Origin of the sequence: Demequina maris (assembly GCF_000971155.1) — a bacterium.
Taxonomy (GTDB): Bacteria; Actinomycetota; Actinomycetes; order Actinomycetales; family Demequinaceae; genus Demequina; species Demequina maris.
Window position 1 is genome coordinate 73,575 of sequence record NZ_BBLX01000005.1, and the last position, 13,601, is coordinate 87,175.

The window sequence follows — 13,601 nt, forward strand, 5'->3', positions numbered from 1 at the left end:
AAGGAGAACGAGAGCAATGTCCCGCATTGGCAAGATCCCCGTTCCGGTTCCCGCCGGAGTGGATGTGACCATCGAAGGCGCCGACGTGATCGTGAAGGGCCCCAAGGGCTCGCTCACCCACACGGTCGCCGCTCCCATCACCGTGGAGAAGGGTGACGAGGGCCTCGAGGTCAAGCGCCCGAACGACGAGCGCGTCTCGAAGTCGCTCCACGGCCTCACCCGCACGCTCATCGCGAACATGGTGACGGGCGTCACCTCGGGTTACGAGAAGAAGCTCGAGATCGTCGGCACGGGTTACCGCGTCGCGCTCAAGGGCTCGGACCTCGAGTTCGCGCTCGGCTTCTCGCACCCCGTCGTGGTGACCCCGCCGGAGGGCATCACCTTCACGGTCGAGGGCCCCACCAAGTTCACCGTTGCCGGCATCAGCAAGCAGCAGGTCGGCGAGGTTGCGGCGAACATCCGCAAGATTCGCAAGCCCGAGCCGTACAAGGGCAAGGGTGTCCGCTACGCCGGCGAGCAGGTTCGCCGCAAGGCAGGAAAGACGGGTAAGTAAGACATGGGTATCGCAATCAAGGGCAAGGGCAAGGCGATCTCGCGCAAGCGTCGCCACTTCCGCCTGCGCAAGAAGATCTCCGGCACCGCTGCTCGTCCCCGCCTCGTCGTCAGCCGGTCGTCGCGCCACATGGTCGCGCAGATCGTGGACGACACCCTCGGCAAGACCCTGGCGTCCGCGTCGACCCTCGAGGCCGACGTCCGCGCCATGGAGGGCGACAAGACCGCGAAGGCGTCGAAGGTCGGCCAGCTGGTCGCCGAGCGCGCCAAGGCCGCGGGCATCGAGGCCGTGGTCTTCGACCGTGGCGGCAACAAGTACCACGGCCGTGTCGCGGCCGTGGCCGACGGTGCCCGAGAGGCGGGCCTCGCCCTCTAGGGCGCGGCCAGGAGTGAGGAATTATGGCTGACAACAACAGCGGCCGTCGGGGCGGTAACCGCCGCGACAACGAGCCGGAGAACAAGTTCGTCGAGCGCGTCGTCACCATCAACCGCGTCGCCAAGGTCGTGAAGGGCGGTCGTCGCTTCAGCTTCACCGCGCTCGTGGTCGTCGGTGACGGCGAGGGCAACGTCGGCATCGGCTACGGCAAGGCGAAGGAGGTGCCGGCCGCGATCTCGAAGGGTGTCGAGGAGGCCAAGCGCAACTTCTTCCGCGTCCCGCGCATCCAGGGCACCATCCCGCACGCCGTGCAGGGTGAGGCCGCCGCGGGCGTCGTGTTCCTGCGCCCCGCGTCGCCGGGTACCGGTGTGATCGCCGGTGGTCCGGTGCGCGCCGTGCTCGAGTGCGCCGGCATCCACGACGTGCTGAGCAAGTCGCTCGGCTCGTCCAACGCGATCAACATCGTGCACGCGACCGTCGACGCCCTCAAGCGCCTCGAGCGCCCCGAGGCCGTCGCGGCCCGTCGCGGCAAGGCCGTGGAGGACGTGGCCCCGGCCGCGATGCTCCGCGCCCAGGCAGCGGGGGTGAAGTAGTCATGGCACGACTGAAGGTCGTTCAGAAGAAGTCGGCGATCGGCACGAAGCCGCAGCACCGCGAGACCCTGCGGTCGCTCGGCCTCAAGCGCATCGGCGACATCGTCGTCAAGGAGGACCGTCCCGAGATCCGCGGGATGGTCAAGGCGGTGGACCACCTGGTCACCGTTGAGGAGGTTGACTGATGGCTGAGGCCAAGAAGTCGGCGGACGAGACCGCCGAGAAGGCTGCTCCCGCCAAGAAGCCGGCCGCCAAGAAGGCTCCGGCGAAGGCTGCGGCCGACAAGCCCGCTGCCGCGAAGAAGCCCGCCGCCAAGAAGGCTGCGACCGACGAGGCCAAGCCGGCCGCCAAGAAGCCGGCCGCCAAGAAGGCCGAGCCCAAGGTGGAGGAGCCCGCGGAGAAGGTGGCGACCCTCAAGGTCCACCACCTCCGTCCGGCCCCCGGCTCGCACACCAAGAAGACCCGCGTGGGTCGTGGTGAGGCGTCCAAGGGCAAGACCGCGGGTCGCGGCACCAAGGGCACGGGTGCCCGCTACCAGGTTCCGGAGCGCTTCGAGGGTGGCCAGACGCCCATCCACATGCGCATCCCGAAGCTGCGCGGCTTCAAGAGCCCGTTCAAGGTGTACTACCAGGTCGTCAACGTGGGCCAGCTCTCCGAGCTGTTCCCCAAGGGCGGCGAGGTCACCAAGGCCGACCTCGTGGCGAAGGGTGCGGTCCGCCGCAACCAGCCCGTGAAGGTCCTGGGTGAGGGCGAGATCTCCGTCAAGGTGACGCTCGTCGACGCCGACAAGGTCTCGCAGTCCGCGAAGACCAAGATCGAGGCCGCTGGCGGCTCGGTCAACGAGGGCTAGAAGATGATCGCACCGGGCCCGTCCGAACGGACGGGCCCGGTCGCGTATCCTCTACCTGTTCTATTTTCCATGGAGGATCAATGCTGAGTGGCTTCATGAGTGCGTTCCGCACCCCGGATCTTCGGAGGAAGCTCCTCTTCACCATCGGCATCATCGCCGTCTACCGCCTGGGCGTCGCGATCCCGACCCCGGGCGTCGACTACGGCAACGTCGAGCTCTGCCTCGCGCAGACCAGCACCAACGCGGGCTTCGCGATCCTCAACCTGTTCTCGGGTGGGGCGCTCCTGCAGCTCTCGATCTTCGCGCTCGGCATCATGCCGTACATCACGGCGTCGATCATCGTGCAGCTCCTGCGTGTGCTCATCCCTCGCTTCGAGACCCTCCACAAGGAGGGCGCCGAGGGCCAGGCCAAGCTCACGCAGTACACGCGCTACATCACCGTCGGCTTCGCCGCGATCCAGTCCGCCTCGTACATCACGATGGCGCGCAACGACATCTTCTTCCCCGGCTGCTCCGTCCCGGTCATCCCCAACGACTCGTGGAACGTCATCCTCAGCATGGTGCTGACCATGACGGCCGGCACGGTGCTCATCATGTGGCTCGGCGAGCGCATCACCGAGCGCGGCGTCGGCAACGGCATGTCGCTCCTCATCTTCACCTCGGTGGCGGCGGGCTTCCCCGGTATCGTGTCGTCGATCTGGAACTCCTCGAACGGCGCGCGCAACCTGTTCTTCACCGCGATCGTGCTGTTCATCGTCATCGCCGCGGTCGTGTTCGTCGAGCAGTCGCAGCGCCGCATCCCGGTCCAGTACGCCAAGCGCATGGTGGGCCGCAAGATGCTCGGCGGCTCCTCGACCTACATCCCGCTGAAGATCAACATGGCGGGCATCATCCCCGTGATCTTCGCGTCGTCGCTGCTGACCATCCCGCAGGTGATCATCCAGTTCCAGGGCGACGACCCGTCCGGCTGGGTCGTGTGGCTCAACAACAACGTCGCGCAGTCGAGCGCCCCGCTCCACATCGCGCTGTACATCCTGCTGATCGTGTTCTTCGCGTACTTCTACACCGCGATCACGTTCAACCCCACCGAGGTCGCCGACGACATGAAGAAGTACGGCGGCTTCATCCCCGGCATCCGTCCCGGCACGCCCACCGCGGAGTTCCTGGACTACGTGCTGTCCCGCATCACGGCCGCCGGCTCGCTGTACCTCGCGATCGTCGCGCTCGTGCCGACCCTGCTGTTCGTCGCGCTCGGCCTGTCGTCCTCGATCCCGTTCGGCGGCACCTCGATCCTGATCCTCGTCGGCGTCGGCCTCGACACCGTCAAGCGGATCCAGTCCCAGCTCGAGCAGCACCACTACGAAGGGTTCCTCAAGTAATGCGTGCAGTACTCCTCGGTCCTCCCGGTGCTGGCAAGGGCACCCAGGCCGCCCGTCTCACGGAGCGCTTCGGCGTCCCCGCGATCTCGACCGGCGACATCTTCCGCGCGAACGTCAAGGGCGGCACCCCGCTCGGCGTCAAGGCGCAGGAGTACATGAACGCGGGCCAGCTGGTCCCCGACGAGGTGACCAACGCCATGGTGCGTGCCCGCCTCGCGGAGGACGATGCGGCGCAGGGCTTCCTGCTCGACGGCTACCCGCGCAACCCCGAGCAGGCGGTCGAGCTCGACTCGATGCTGGCCGACCTGGGCGTCGAGCTCGACGTGGCGATCGAGATCACCGCGGACTTCGACGAGGTCACCGTGCGCCTCCTCAAGCGCGCCGAGATCGAGGGCCGCGCCGACGACACCGAGCCGGTGATCCGCAAGCGCCTCGAGGTCTACGCGACCTCGACGGCGCCGCTGACCGCGTTCTACGCGGGCCGCGGCCTGCTGGTCCAGGTCGACGGCCTGGGTGAGATCGACGAGGTCACCGAGCGCCTCGTCGCCGCCGTCGCGCGCTGACCCGCATGGCCGGGCGCATCGAGCTCAAGACCCGCGAGGAGATGCGGGTCATGGCGCAGGCCGGCGTGATCGTGCAGCGCGCGCTCGCCGCCGCCCGTGCCGCGTGCGTGCCCGGCGCGACCACCGCGGACGCCGACACGGCGGCCGCCCGCGTGATCGCGGAGGCCGGTGCGACGTCGAACTTCCTCGGCTACCAGGGCTTCCCGGCGACCGCGTGCGTGTCCGTCAACGAGGAGGTCGTCCACGGCATCCCGGGCCACCGCGTGATCGCCGAGGGCGACCTCGTCTCGATCGACTGCGGCGCGATCGTCGACGGCTGGCACGGCGACAGCGCGGTGTCCTTCATCGTGGGCGAGCCCGCCTCGCGGGCCGACGTCGCGCTGGTGCGGACCACGGAGAAGGCGCTGTGGGCCGGCATCGCCGCCCTCGCCACGGCCGACCGCGTGTCGGACGTCTCCGCGGCGATCGAGGACGTCGCCGACGAGGCGGGCCTCCACCCGCTCGAGGGCTACGTGGGCCACGGCATCGGCACCGCCATGCACATGGAGCCGGACGTCCCCAACTACCGCGTGCGCGGGCGCAGCCCGCGGGTGCGCCCGGGGATGTGCCTCGCGCTCGAGCCGATGCTCGTGATCGGCACCCCGGACTCCGCCATCCTCAACGACGAGTGGACCGTCGTGTCCCTCGACGGCTCGCGCGCCGCGCACTGGGAGCACTCCGTCGCGGTGCACGAGGACGGCATCTGGGTGCTCACGTCGGAGGACGGCGGCGCCGCCAAGCTCGCGCCGCTCGGCGTCACGCCCGTCGCGCCGTAGTCGCCGCACGACATCACCCCTGGTGTGGTCCACTCCACACCTGTTCACGCAGTCGTTACCTCACCGGCATTCCGGCGCAAAACCCACGGGTTAGCGTCGCCTCAGCCGGCGCTCCGGACGCCGGCACGCTGAGGAGGGGCGCCATGGCGCGAGGGTTTTCCTATGCACCGGGGGCGAGCGCGGACGTCGACGAGGCCTCCGCGCCCGGCCTGACCAAGGAACGGATCCAGGAGCTGGGCGGGTCCCGCAACGCGCTCGTGCGCGAGGCGGTCGCCGCGCGCGAGGACTGCCCGTTCGGCCTCATGGTCACCCTGGCGCACGACCACGTCGTGCCGGTCCGTGCCGCCATGGCGGCGAACCCCAAGGTCCTGCACTCGATCCTCGACTACCTGTCGCACGACCGGCAGGTCGCCGTGCTCTGCGCCGTCGCGGGCAACCCCTCGGCCGGGCAGGACATCCTCGAGGCGCTGGCCGCCCACCGCAAGGGCGAGGTGCGCGGTGCTGCCGCGGCGGCGCTGGACGCGCGCGCCGCACGCACCGACGTCGCCGACCACACCCCCGAGCTGCGCGACCGTGTCTTCGAGGAGTCGCAGGCGCGCCGCGAGGCGATGCTCGCGCAGGCCGCCGAGAGCAGCCTCGAGGCCGCGGCGGACGAGGCCATGGAGGCGGCCGACCCCGCCGCCGATGCCGCCGAGCCGCTGCCGTCCCGCCCCACGCGCAGCGCGCCCGTGCGCGGGTTCCGGCCTCCCGTCGACGTCTAGCGCGGTCGCCACCCGACATTCGTCGGACCTTCACCCGCCCGTCACCTGCGCGTCAGCGGTTGCTCACCGCGACCCCCTAGCCTCGCGGGAATCGAGACGGGGAGGTGGCGGTGGCCGACGACGGCTGGTCGCGCGCGTTGATGGCGGCATCCGGGGTGCCGGTCGCGGGCGAGGCCCGCGACGACGGCCTCCGGGCGGTCGTCATGGAGGCCCGCGCCGACGGGCTGCCGCGCTCCCGCATCCTCGAGCTCGCGCAGCACCGCGAGCCCGCCGTCCGGGAGGCGGTGGCCTCCCGCCCCGACTGCCCGCTGGGCATGCAGGCCTCGCTCGCGCACGACCGCCGCACCTCCGTGCGGGTCGCGCTCGCCGCCGGGCCCGGCCTGGCCGGGGCGATCGCCGGCGTGCTCGCCAAGGACCGCGAGCTCTCGGTCCTGAAGGCCCTGGCGCGCAACTCCGCGACCCCGCGCCACGTGCTGGAGCGGCTCGCGGCGCATCGTCGCGAGGACGTCGCCCGGCTCGCGCAGCGCTCGCTGGACGGCGTCGTGCTGACGGCCTCACGCGCGCAGGTCGCGGAGCTCGAGGACCGCCCGCGGGCCCGGGACGGCGCCACGGAGGAGCGTTCGCCGGTGGGGGACAGGGTGGACCGGGTGCTCGCGCCGAGGCCGTCCGTGCCGCCTCGCGACGGCGCCGGACCGGCACGCTGACATCCCTGGCAGCCCCGGGGAATGCGCGTCCCGTGTGTCACGAAGATGACGTGATGTCTGATTCCTCACAGAGATTTGACCCGCTGCGCCGCACCTCCGGAAGATACTTGGCAAAACGATGACCGGTGGGAGGTACGCAGTGGTGGTTCCGGCCAGTGGGGCGTCCGAGGACGTGGCGCGCGCGCTCGACCCTGAGATCTCCGGCTCCGCGCTCCTGCCGCTCGCGGTGCATCGCGACCCGCAGGTGCGGGCCGCCGTCGCCGCCCGCAGCGACTGCCCGATGGGTGCGCTCGTGTCGCTCGGGCACGACGCGAACCTCGATGTGCTGAGCGCCCTGCTCGGCAACGCGCGCACGCCGTCCTCGGTGGTGCGCCGGCTCGCCGACCACCGCGACCCGCGCATCTCGGGGATCGCGGTCCAGCGTCTCCGCAACGCCTTCCGGTAGGCTCGGGGCAGGCAGCGGCGTCCCCGCCGCGCGATGGTGCGCGGGCCGGCTTGAGACGCGCGGCAGATTGCCGTATAGTTTTCCGTTGGGCGTTTTTGCGCGCCCTCATTCCCTGTCAACCAACGTTAGCGGAGTAATGGCCAAGAAAGACGGAGTCATCGAGGTCGAGGGCGTGGTGGTGGAAGCACTGCCGAACGCATCGTTCCGAGTGGAGCTGACGAACGGGCACCTGGTGCTCGCTCACATCTCCGGCAAGATGCGCCAGCACTACATCAGGATCCTCCCCGAGGACCGCGTGGTGGTGGAGCTCAGCCCCTATGACCTGTCCCGCGGCCGCATCGTCTACCGCTACAAGTGAGCCGCCGTCCGAGCGCACCCGTGCGCGACGACGACGCAGGAAAGAACCATGAAGGTTAAGCCCAGCGTCAAGCCCATCTGCGACAAGTGCAAGGTGATCCGACGCAATGGCCGTGTGATGGTCATCTGCGAGAACCTGCGCCACAAGCAGCGTCAGGGCTAGACACCCCCGTCTCATCCTCGTTCGACCATATGCATCAAACCCCCGGCTCGGAGGCCGGGGCCCGCACCAGACAACTGCGGGGCGGTCGAGCGTCAGACCTCCGACTACTGATGGAGTAGAACCAGCAATGGCACGCATCGTCGGTGTCGACATCCCGCGCGACAAGCGCATGGTGATCGCACTTACCTACATCTACGGCGTCGGCCGCACCCGCGCCGAGCAGATCCTCGCAGCCACCGGCATCAGCCCGGACCTGCGCGTCAAGGACGCGAACGACGACCAGCTCGTCGCGATCCGTGACTACATCGAGGCCAACTTCACCGTCGAGGGCGACCTGCGCCGCGAGGTGACCGCCGACATCCGCCGCAAGGTCGAGATCGGCAACTACCAGGGTCTCCGCCACCGCCGCGGCATGCCCGTCCGTGGTCAGCGCACCAAGACCAACGCCCGCACCCGCAAGGGCCGCAAGAAGACCGTCGCCGGAAAGAAGAAGTAAGACATGGCCGCTCCTACTCGCAAGCCGCGCAAGAAGATCAAGAAGACCGTCGCGCACGGTCAGGCGCACATCAAGTCCACCTTCAACAACACGATCATCTCGATCACGGACCCCTCGGGCGCCGTGGTGTCGTGGTCGTCCTCCGGCCAGGTGGGCTTCAAGGGTTCGCGCAAGTCGACCCCCTACGCCGCGCAGATGGCCGCCGAGGCCGCCGCTCGCCGTGCGCAGGACGCCGGCATGAGCAAGGTCGACGTGTTCGTCAAGGGCCCGGGCTCGGGCCGCGACACCGCGATCCGCTCGCTCACGGCCGCCGGCCTCGAGGTGACCTCCATCAAGGACGTCACCCCGCAGGCCCACAACGGCTGCCGTCCGCCGAAGCGCCGCCGCAACTAGCACGCCCGCGCGGGTCCAGCCCGCGCACCCGGTCGCGGGTCGGTGCTTCGCATCGGCCCGTGGCCGCCCCCATTTCCAGCTTCTGGCCCCTGCCGGACCTATCCCGGCCGGGAACTCTCGAGCATCAGATAGCGGGTGCTCGGAAAGGAAACAACCGTGCTGATCGCACAGCGTCCCACGCTGACCGAGAAGGTCATCTCGGAGAACCGTTCGCAGTTCTCGCTCAAGCCGCTCGAGCCGGGCTTCGGCTACACGCTCGGCAACTCGCTCCGCCGCACGCTGCTGTCGTCCATCCCGGGCGCGGCCGTGACGTCGGTGCGCTTCGAGGGCGTCCTCCACGAGTTCACCACCATCGACGGGGTGAAGGAGGACGTGACCGAGATCCTGCTCAACCTCAAGAACCTCGTGGTCTCGTCGGAGAACGACGAGCCCGTCGTGATGTACCTGCGCAAGTCGGGCGCGGGCGTCGTCACCGGTGCTGACATCCAGCCCCCGGCCGGCGTCGAGATCCACAACCCGGACCTCCACATCGCGACCCTCAACGCGAAGGCGAAGTTCGAGGTGGAGCTCACGGTCGAGCGCGGTCGCGGCTACGTGCCCGCGGCGATGAACAAGAGCTACGACGCGGAGATCGGTCAGATCCCCGTCGACTCGATCTACTCGCCCGTCCTCAAGGTGACCTACAAGGTCGAGGCCACCCGTGTCGCGCAGCGCACGGACTTCGACGAGCTGGTCATCGACGTCGAGACGAAGTCCTCGATCTCGCCGCGCGACGCCGTCGCGTCCGCCGGCGCGACGCTCGTCGAGCTGTTCTCGCTCGCGCGTGGCCTCAACGAGGCCGCCGAGGGCATCGAGATCGGCCCGTCGGACACGGACGAGTCGCTCGAGGAGGACTACAACCAGCCGATCGAGGAGCTCAACCTCACGCAGCGGTCGTACAACTGCCTCAAGCGCGAGGGCATCCACACGGTTGGCGAGCTCACGGCGCGCTCCGAGGCGGACCTCATGGACATCCGCAACTTCGGCCAGAAGTCGATCACCGAGGTGAAGGAGAAGCTCGCCGAGCTGGGCTTCTCCCTCAAGGACAGCGCCGTCGAGTACGACAGCGGCTCGTCCGTCTACTTCTCGGGCAGCGACGAGTAACAAGGAGAATTCTCAATCATGCCTACCCCCACCAAGGGTGCCCGCCTGGGCGGCGGTCCCGCGCACGAGCGTCAGATGCTCGCGAACCTTTCGCAGAGCCTCTTCGAGCACGGCCGCATCACCACCACCGTGACCAAGGCCAAGCGCCTGCGCCCGCACGCCGAGCGTCTCATCACCTTCGCGAAGCGCGGCGACCTCGCCTCGCGCCGCAAGGTGCTCGGGATCCTCTCGGACAAGGGCGTCGTCCACAAGCTCTTCAGCGAGATCGGCCCCGGCTTCGCCGAGCGTGACGGCGGCTACACCCGCATCACCAAGACCGGCTACCGCAAGGGCGACAACGCCCCCATGGCCGTGATCGAGCTCGTCGAGTTCGGCGCGCCCGCCAAGAAGGCCGTCGCCAAGGAGGCCGAGAAGGCCACCAAGAAGGCTGCGCCGAAGAAGGCCGAGAAGGTCGAGGAGGCGCCCGTCGCCGAGGAGACCGTCGAGGAGACCGCCGTCGAGGCCGAGGCCGCCGAGGCCCCCGCCGCCGACGAGGCCGCCGAGACCAAGTAACCCTCGCCTTCCATCAAGGCAACCCGAGGCGGGTCCGCACATGCTCCCTGAGACTGTGCGGGCCCGCCTCGACCTTTCCTACGACGGCACCGACTTCTCCGGGTGGGCCACCCAGCCCGGGCTGCGGACCGTTCAGGGCGTCCTCGAGGACGCCCTCGTGCGCATCGTCCGGCAGGAGGCGTACCCGCGGGTGACCGTCGCGGGCCGGACCGATGCGGGCGTCCACGCCCGCGGCCAGGTCGCCCACGTCGACCTCGCGGCCGACGCCTGGGCGCGCATGCCCGGCCGGGCGGAGCGCACCCCCGCCCAGGGGCTCATGAGCCGCCTCGACGGCGTGCTGCCCGACGACGTCGTGATCCGCGACGTGACCGTCGCCCCCGCGGGCTTCGACGCGCGCTTCTCGGCCACCGAGCGGCGCTACGCCTACCGCGTGACCGACGGCGTCCCCGACGTCCTGCGCCGGCGCCATGTCGTGCGCGTGAGCCGCCCGCTCGACGTCGACGCCCTCAACCGCGCATCGTCCACCCTGCTGGGGCTGCGCGACTTCGCCGCGTTCTGCCGCGGCCGCGAGGGCGCGACCACCATCCGCGACCTCACGGAGCTGTCGTGGTGCCGCGCGACCGACGGCCCCGACCAGGGGCTGGTGGTGGCGACCGTGCGCGCCGACGCGTTCTGCCACTCGATGGTGCGCTCGCTCGTGGGCGCGCTGCTGACCGTGGGGGAGGGCCGGCGCGACCTCGACTGGCTCGCCGTCGTCGCGGCCACGGAGACGCGCTCCCAGGCCATCGCGGTCGCCCCCGCGCACGGGCTCACGCTCGAGCAGGTGTCCTATCCGGACGATGCGCTGCTCGCGGCGCGCGCCGAGGCTACCCGAGGGCGTCGCACGCTGCCGTGACCGACGCGCGCGCCCTGGCGCTCCCGGATTGAGATTCCGGGCGTGTGCGCGTATGATGGTGCGTCGTTGTGCGTTCCCTCGTGGACGGTGCCTCCCACTCGCCGCCGCAGGACCCGCCGACCGATTGCTTCGCGATGCCTCCACGGCATCGTCCACCAGAACGAGTAGAAGTAAGGCTTCACAGTGCGTACGTTTTCTCCCAAGCCGGGTGACGTCACCAAGAACTGGTACGTCATCGACGCTACTGACGTGGTCCTCGGTCGTCTGGCCTCCCAGGCCGCTTCGCTGCTCCGCGGCAAGCACAAGGCGACCTTTGCGCCCCACGTCGACGGCGGTGACTTCGTCATCGTCATCAACGCTGAGAAGGTGGCCCTCTCGGGCAACAAGCTCACCGACAAGATGGTCTACCGTCACTCGGGCTTCCCGGGTGGTCTCTCGGCCGTCCCGATCGGCGAGCTCCTCGAGAAGAACCCCCGTCGCGTGATCGAGAACGCGGTCAAGGGCATGCTGCCCAAGACCAAGCTCGGCGCCGCCCAGCTCAAGCACCTCAAGGTCTACGCCGGCGCGGAGCACCCGCACGCCGCGCAGCAGCCGCAGGTCTTCGAGATCTCCCAGGTCGCGCAGTAAGCGCCGCAGCAGTTAAGGATTGATGAAAGTGGCAGATGTGACCACCGAGGTCGAGAACGAGACCCCGTCCGAGTACACCACCGAGACCGTTGCCGAGCGCGGCAAGGGTGTCACCAACCTCGCCCCCGGCGCCGGCCTCGGCCGTCGCAAGGAGGCCGTCGCCCGCGTGCGCCTGGTGCCCGGCACCGGCAAGTGGGTCATCAACGGCCGCGAGCTCGAGAACTACTTCCCGAACAAGGTCCACCAGCAGCTGGTGAACTCGCCGTTCGCGCTCCTCGACATCGAGGGCAAGTTCGACGTGCACGCCCGCATCCAGGGTGGCGGCCCGTCGGGTCAGGCCGGCGCGCTGCGTCTCGGCGTGTCCCGCGCGCTCAACGAGATCGACGAGGAGAACAACCGCCCGGCGCTCAAGAAGGCCGGCTTCCTCACCCGCGATGCCCGCATCGTGGAGCGCAAGAAGGCCGGTCTCAAGAAGGCCCGCCGCGCGCCGCAGTACTCGAAGCGCTAATCTCTCGCGCATGGCGCGACTCTTCGGCACGGACGGTGTCCGGGGCCTTGCCAACCGGGACCTCACGGCGGAGCTCGCGGTCGACCTCGCGGTCGCCGCGGCTCACGTCCTGGGGGAGCGGGGCGAGTTCTCCGGCCACCGTCCTCGTGCCGTCATCGGCCGCGACACCCGCGTCTCAGGCGAGTTCCTGAGCGCGGCTGTCGCGGCCGGTCTTGCTTCCGCGGGCGTCGACGTGCTCGACGTGGGCGTCGTGCCCACGCCCGCGGTCGCCTACCTCACCGCCTCCACCGAGGCGGACCTGGGCGTGGTGATCTCCGCGTCCCACAACCCCATGCCGGACAACGGCATCAAGTTCTTTGCGCGCGGCGGCCACAAGCTCGACGACTCCGTCGAGGAGGCCATCGAGGCGCGCGTGGGCGAGGCCTGGGAGCGGCCGCTCGGCGCGGCCGTCGGGCGCATCGTCCCCTCGGCCGCCCTCGCCGGCGAGTACGTCGAGCACGTGGTCTCGGCCGTCCGCTCGTTCGCGGGCTCCGACGAGCCGCTCGACGGCATCCACATCGTCGTCGACGCCGCGCACGGCGCCGCCTCGAGCGTGGGTCCCGCCGCGCTCGCCGCGGCCGGCGCCCGCGTCACCACCATCAACGCGTCGCCGGACGGCCTCAACATCAACGACGGGGTCGGCTCGACCCACCTCGGCCCGCTGCAGGCGGCCGTGGTCGAGCACGGCGGCGACCTGGGCGTGGCCTTCGACGGCGACGCCGACCGCTGCCTCGCGGTCGACCACACCGGCGCGGTCGTCAACGGCGACCAGATCATGGGCCTGCTCGCGGTCGCGATGCGGGACACCGGCACCCTGTACCGCTCGACCCTCGTCGCGACGGTGATGAGCAACCTCGGCCTGCACCAGGCCATGCGCCGCGAGGGCATCGACATCGTCGAGACCGCGGTGGGCGACCGCTACGTGCTCGAGGCGATGCGCGACGCCGGCTACACGCTGGGCGGCGAGCAGTCCGGCCACATCATCGTGTCGGACTACGCCACGACCGGCGACGGCGTCCTGTCGGCGCTGCTCGTCGCGGCGCGGGTGGCCGCCCGCGGCTCGCTGCGCGAGCAGTGCGCCGGGATCGAGACGCTGCCGCAGGTGCTCATCAACGTGCGCGGCGCCGACCGCTCGCGGGTCCACACGGACCGCGAGCTTCAGGCCGCCGTCAGCGCCGCCCGCCGCGAGCTGGGCGACACCGGCCGCGTGCTGCTGCGCCCGTCGGGCACCGAGCCGCTCGTGCGCGTCATGGTCGAGGCCGCCACTGCCGAGGAGGCGCAGCGCCACGGTGAGGCCCTCGCGGCCGTCGTGCGCGACCGGCTGTCGCTGTAGGCCCCGCGCTGCGCCCCTCCACACCGGCGCTGCAACCGGGACCGCTCCACTCCCGCG

Annotated in this window: 21 protein-coding genes; all 21 read left to right on the forward strand. The window is 70.1% G+C overall.

The features are described from left to right. Nucleotides 1-16: 16 nt before the first annotated feature. A complete protein-coding gene (gene rplF / locus AOM02_RS07360; protein ID WP_062298291.1) occupies nucleotides 17-553 on the forward strand; it encodes a 50S ribosomal protein L6 in 537 nt (178 codons plus the stop codon). Nucleotides 554-556: 3 nt separating this feature from the next. After that, on the forward strand, nucleotides 557-928 hold the full coding sequence (gene rplR / locus AOM02_RS07365; RefSeq protein ID WP_062298293.1) for a 50S ribosomal protein L18: 372 nt from the start codon (nucleotides 557-559) through the stop codon (nucleotides 926-928). 23 nt (nucleotides 929-951) lie between these two features. Next, entirely contained in the window at nucleotides 952-1,521 is a 570-nt protein-coding gene (gene rpsE / locus AOM02_RS07370; RefSeq protein WP_042213137.1) for a 30S ribosomal protein S5, read from the forward strand. Nucleotides 1,522-1,523: 2 nt separating this feature from the next. Then, on the forward strand, nucleotides 1,524-1,706 hold the full coding sequence (rpmD, locus tag AOM02_RS07375) for a 50S ribosomal protein L30 (protein WP_062293932.1): 183 nt from the start codon (nucleotides 1,524-1,526) through the stop codon (nucleotides 1,704-1,706). Further along, complete coding sequence (gene rplO, locus AOM02_RS07380; protein ID WP_082104946.1) at nucleotides 1,706-2,371, forward strand: 50S ribosomal protein L15; 666 nt, start codon at nucleotides 1,706-1,708, stop codon at nucleotides 2,369-2,371. The genes rpmD and rplO overlap by 1 nt, the downstream gene beginning before the upstream one ends. An 80-nt stretch (nucleotides 2,372-2,451) precedes the next feature. Continuing rightward, entirely contained in the window at nucleotides 2,452-3,750 is a 1,299-nt protein-coding gene (gene secY / locus AOM02_RS07385) for a preprotein translocase subunit SecY (RefSeq protein ID WP_062298296.1), read from the forward strand. Next, nucleotides 3,750-4,313 (forward strand): adenylate kinase, encoded by a 564-nt coding sequence (locus AOM02_RS07390; protein ID WP_062298298.1) that lies wholly within the window; start codon nucleotides 3,750-3,752, stop codon nucleotides 4,311-4,313. Before secY ends, AOM02_RS07390 begins: the two co-directional genes overlap by 1 nt. A 5-nt stretch (nucleotides 4,314-4,318) precedes the next feature. After that, nucleotides 4,319-5,128, forward strand: coding sequence for a type I methionyl aminopeptidase (gene map, locus AOM02_RS07395; protein ID WP_062298300.1), 810 nt, complete (start codon nucleotides 4,319-4,321; stop codon nucleotides 5,126-5,128). 143 nt (nucleotides 5,129-5,271) lie between these two features. Beyond that, nucleotides 5,272-5,889, forward strand: coding sequence for a hypothetical protein (locus AOM02_RS07400; protein ID WP_062298303.1), 618 nt, complete (start codon nucleotides 5,272-5,274; stop codon nucleotides 5,887-5,889). A 110-nt stretch (nucleotides 5,890-5,999) separates the two neighbouring features. Then, entirely contained in the window at nucleotides 6,000-6,593 is a 594-nt protein-coding gene (locus AOM02_RS07405; protein ID WP_156156138.1) for a hypothetical protein, read from the forward strand. Nucleotides 6,594-6,735: 142 nt separating this feature from the next. Then, nucleotides 6,736-7,038 (forward strand): hypothetical protein, encoded by a 303-nt coding sequence (locus AOM02_RS07410; protein WP_169746610.1) that lies wholly within the window; start codon nucleotides 6,736-6,738, stop codon nucleotides 7,036-7,038. Between the two features lie 136 nt (nucleotides 7,039-7,174). Next, nucleotides 7,175-7,396, forward strand: a complete 222-nt coding sequence (gene infA, locus AOM02_RS07415; protein WP_042213122.1) for a translation initiation factor IF-1 — start codon at nucleotides 7,175-7,177, stop codon at nucleotides 7,394-7,396. 48 nt (nucleotides 7,397-7,444) lie between these two features. Then, nucleotides 7,445-7,558: a 50S ribosomal protein L36 gene (gene rpmJ / locus AOM02_RS14080; RefSeq protein WP_062069916.1), complete on the forward strand. Its 114-nt coding sequence runs from the start codon at nucleotides 7,445-7,447 to the stop codon at nucleotides 7,556-7,558. 127 nt (nucleotides 7,559-7,685) lie between these two features. Then, entirely contained in the window at nucleotides 7,686-8,054 is a 369-nt protein-coding gene (gene rpsM / locus AOM02_RS07420; protein ID WP_062298309.1) for a 30S ribosomal protein S13, read from the forward strand. Between the two features lie 3 nt (nucleotides 8,055-8,057). Continuing rightward, nucleotides 8,058-8,447 (forward strand): 30S ribosomal protein S11, encoded by a 390-nt coding sequence (rpsK, locus tag AOM02_RS07425; protein ID WP_061963598.1) that lies wholly within the window; start codon nucleotides 8,058-8,060, stop codon nucleotides 8,445-8,447. A gap of 156 nt (nucleotides 8,448-8,603) precedes the next feature. After that, nucleotides 8,604-9,590 (forward strand): DNA-directed RNA polymerase subunit alpha, encoded by a 987-nt coding sequence (locus tag AOM02_RS07430; protein WP_062298312.1) that lies wholly within the window; start codon nucleotides 8,604-8,606, stop codon nucleotides 9,588-9,590. Between the two features lie 18 nt (nucleotides 9,591-9,608). Next, entirely contained in the window at nucleotides 9,609-10,142 is a 534-nt protein-coding gene (gene rplQ / locus AOM02_RS07435; RefSeq protein WP_062298314.1) for a 50S ribosomal protein L17, read from the forward strand. A gap of 40 nt (nucleotides 10,143-10,182) precedes the next feature. Continuing rightward, nucleotides 10,183-11,037 carry a tRNA pseudouridine(38-40) synthase TruA gene (gene truA, locus AOM02_RS07440; RefSeq protein WP_062298318.1) on the forward strand — a complete coding sequence of 285 codons (855 nt, stop codon included), beginning with the start codon at nucleotides 10,183-10,185 and terminating at the stop codon, nucleotides 11,035-11,037. 183 nt (nucleotides 11,038-11,220) lie between these two features. Next, nucleotides 11,221-11,664: a 50S ribosomal protein L13 gene (gene rplM / locus AOM02_RS07445; protein WP_062298320.1), complete on the forward strand. Its 444-nt coding sequence runs from the start codon at nucleotides 11,221-11,223 to the stop codon at nucleotides 11,662-11,664. Nucleotides 11,665-11,686: 22 nt separating this feature from the next. After that, on the forward strand, nucleotides 11,687-12,172 hold the full coding sequence (gene rpsI, locus AOM02_RS07450; protein ID WP_062298323.1) for a 30S ribosomal protein S9: 486 nt from the start codon (nucleotides 11,687-11,689) through the stop codon (nucleotides 12,170-12,172). A gap of 10 nt (nucleotides 12,173-12,182) precedes the next feature. After that, a complete protein-coding gene (glmM, locus tag AOM02_RS07455) occupies nucleotides 12,183-13,544 on the forward strand; it encodes a phosphoglucosamine mutase (protein WP_062298325.1) in 1,362 nt (453 codons plus the stop codon). Nucleotides 13,545-13,601: the final 57 nt, after the last annotated feature.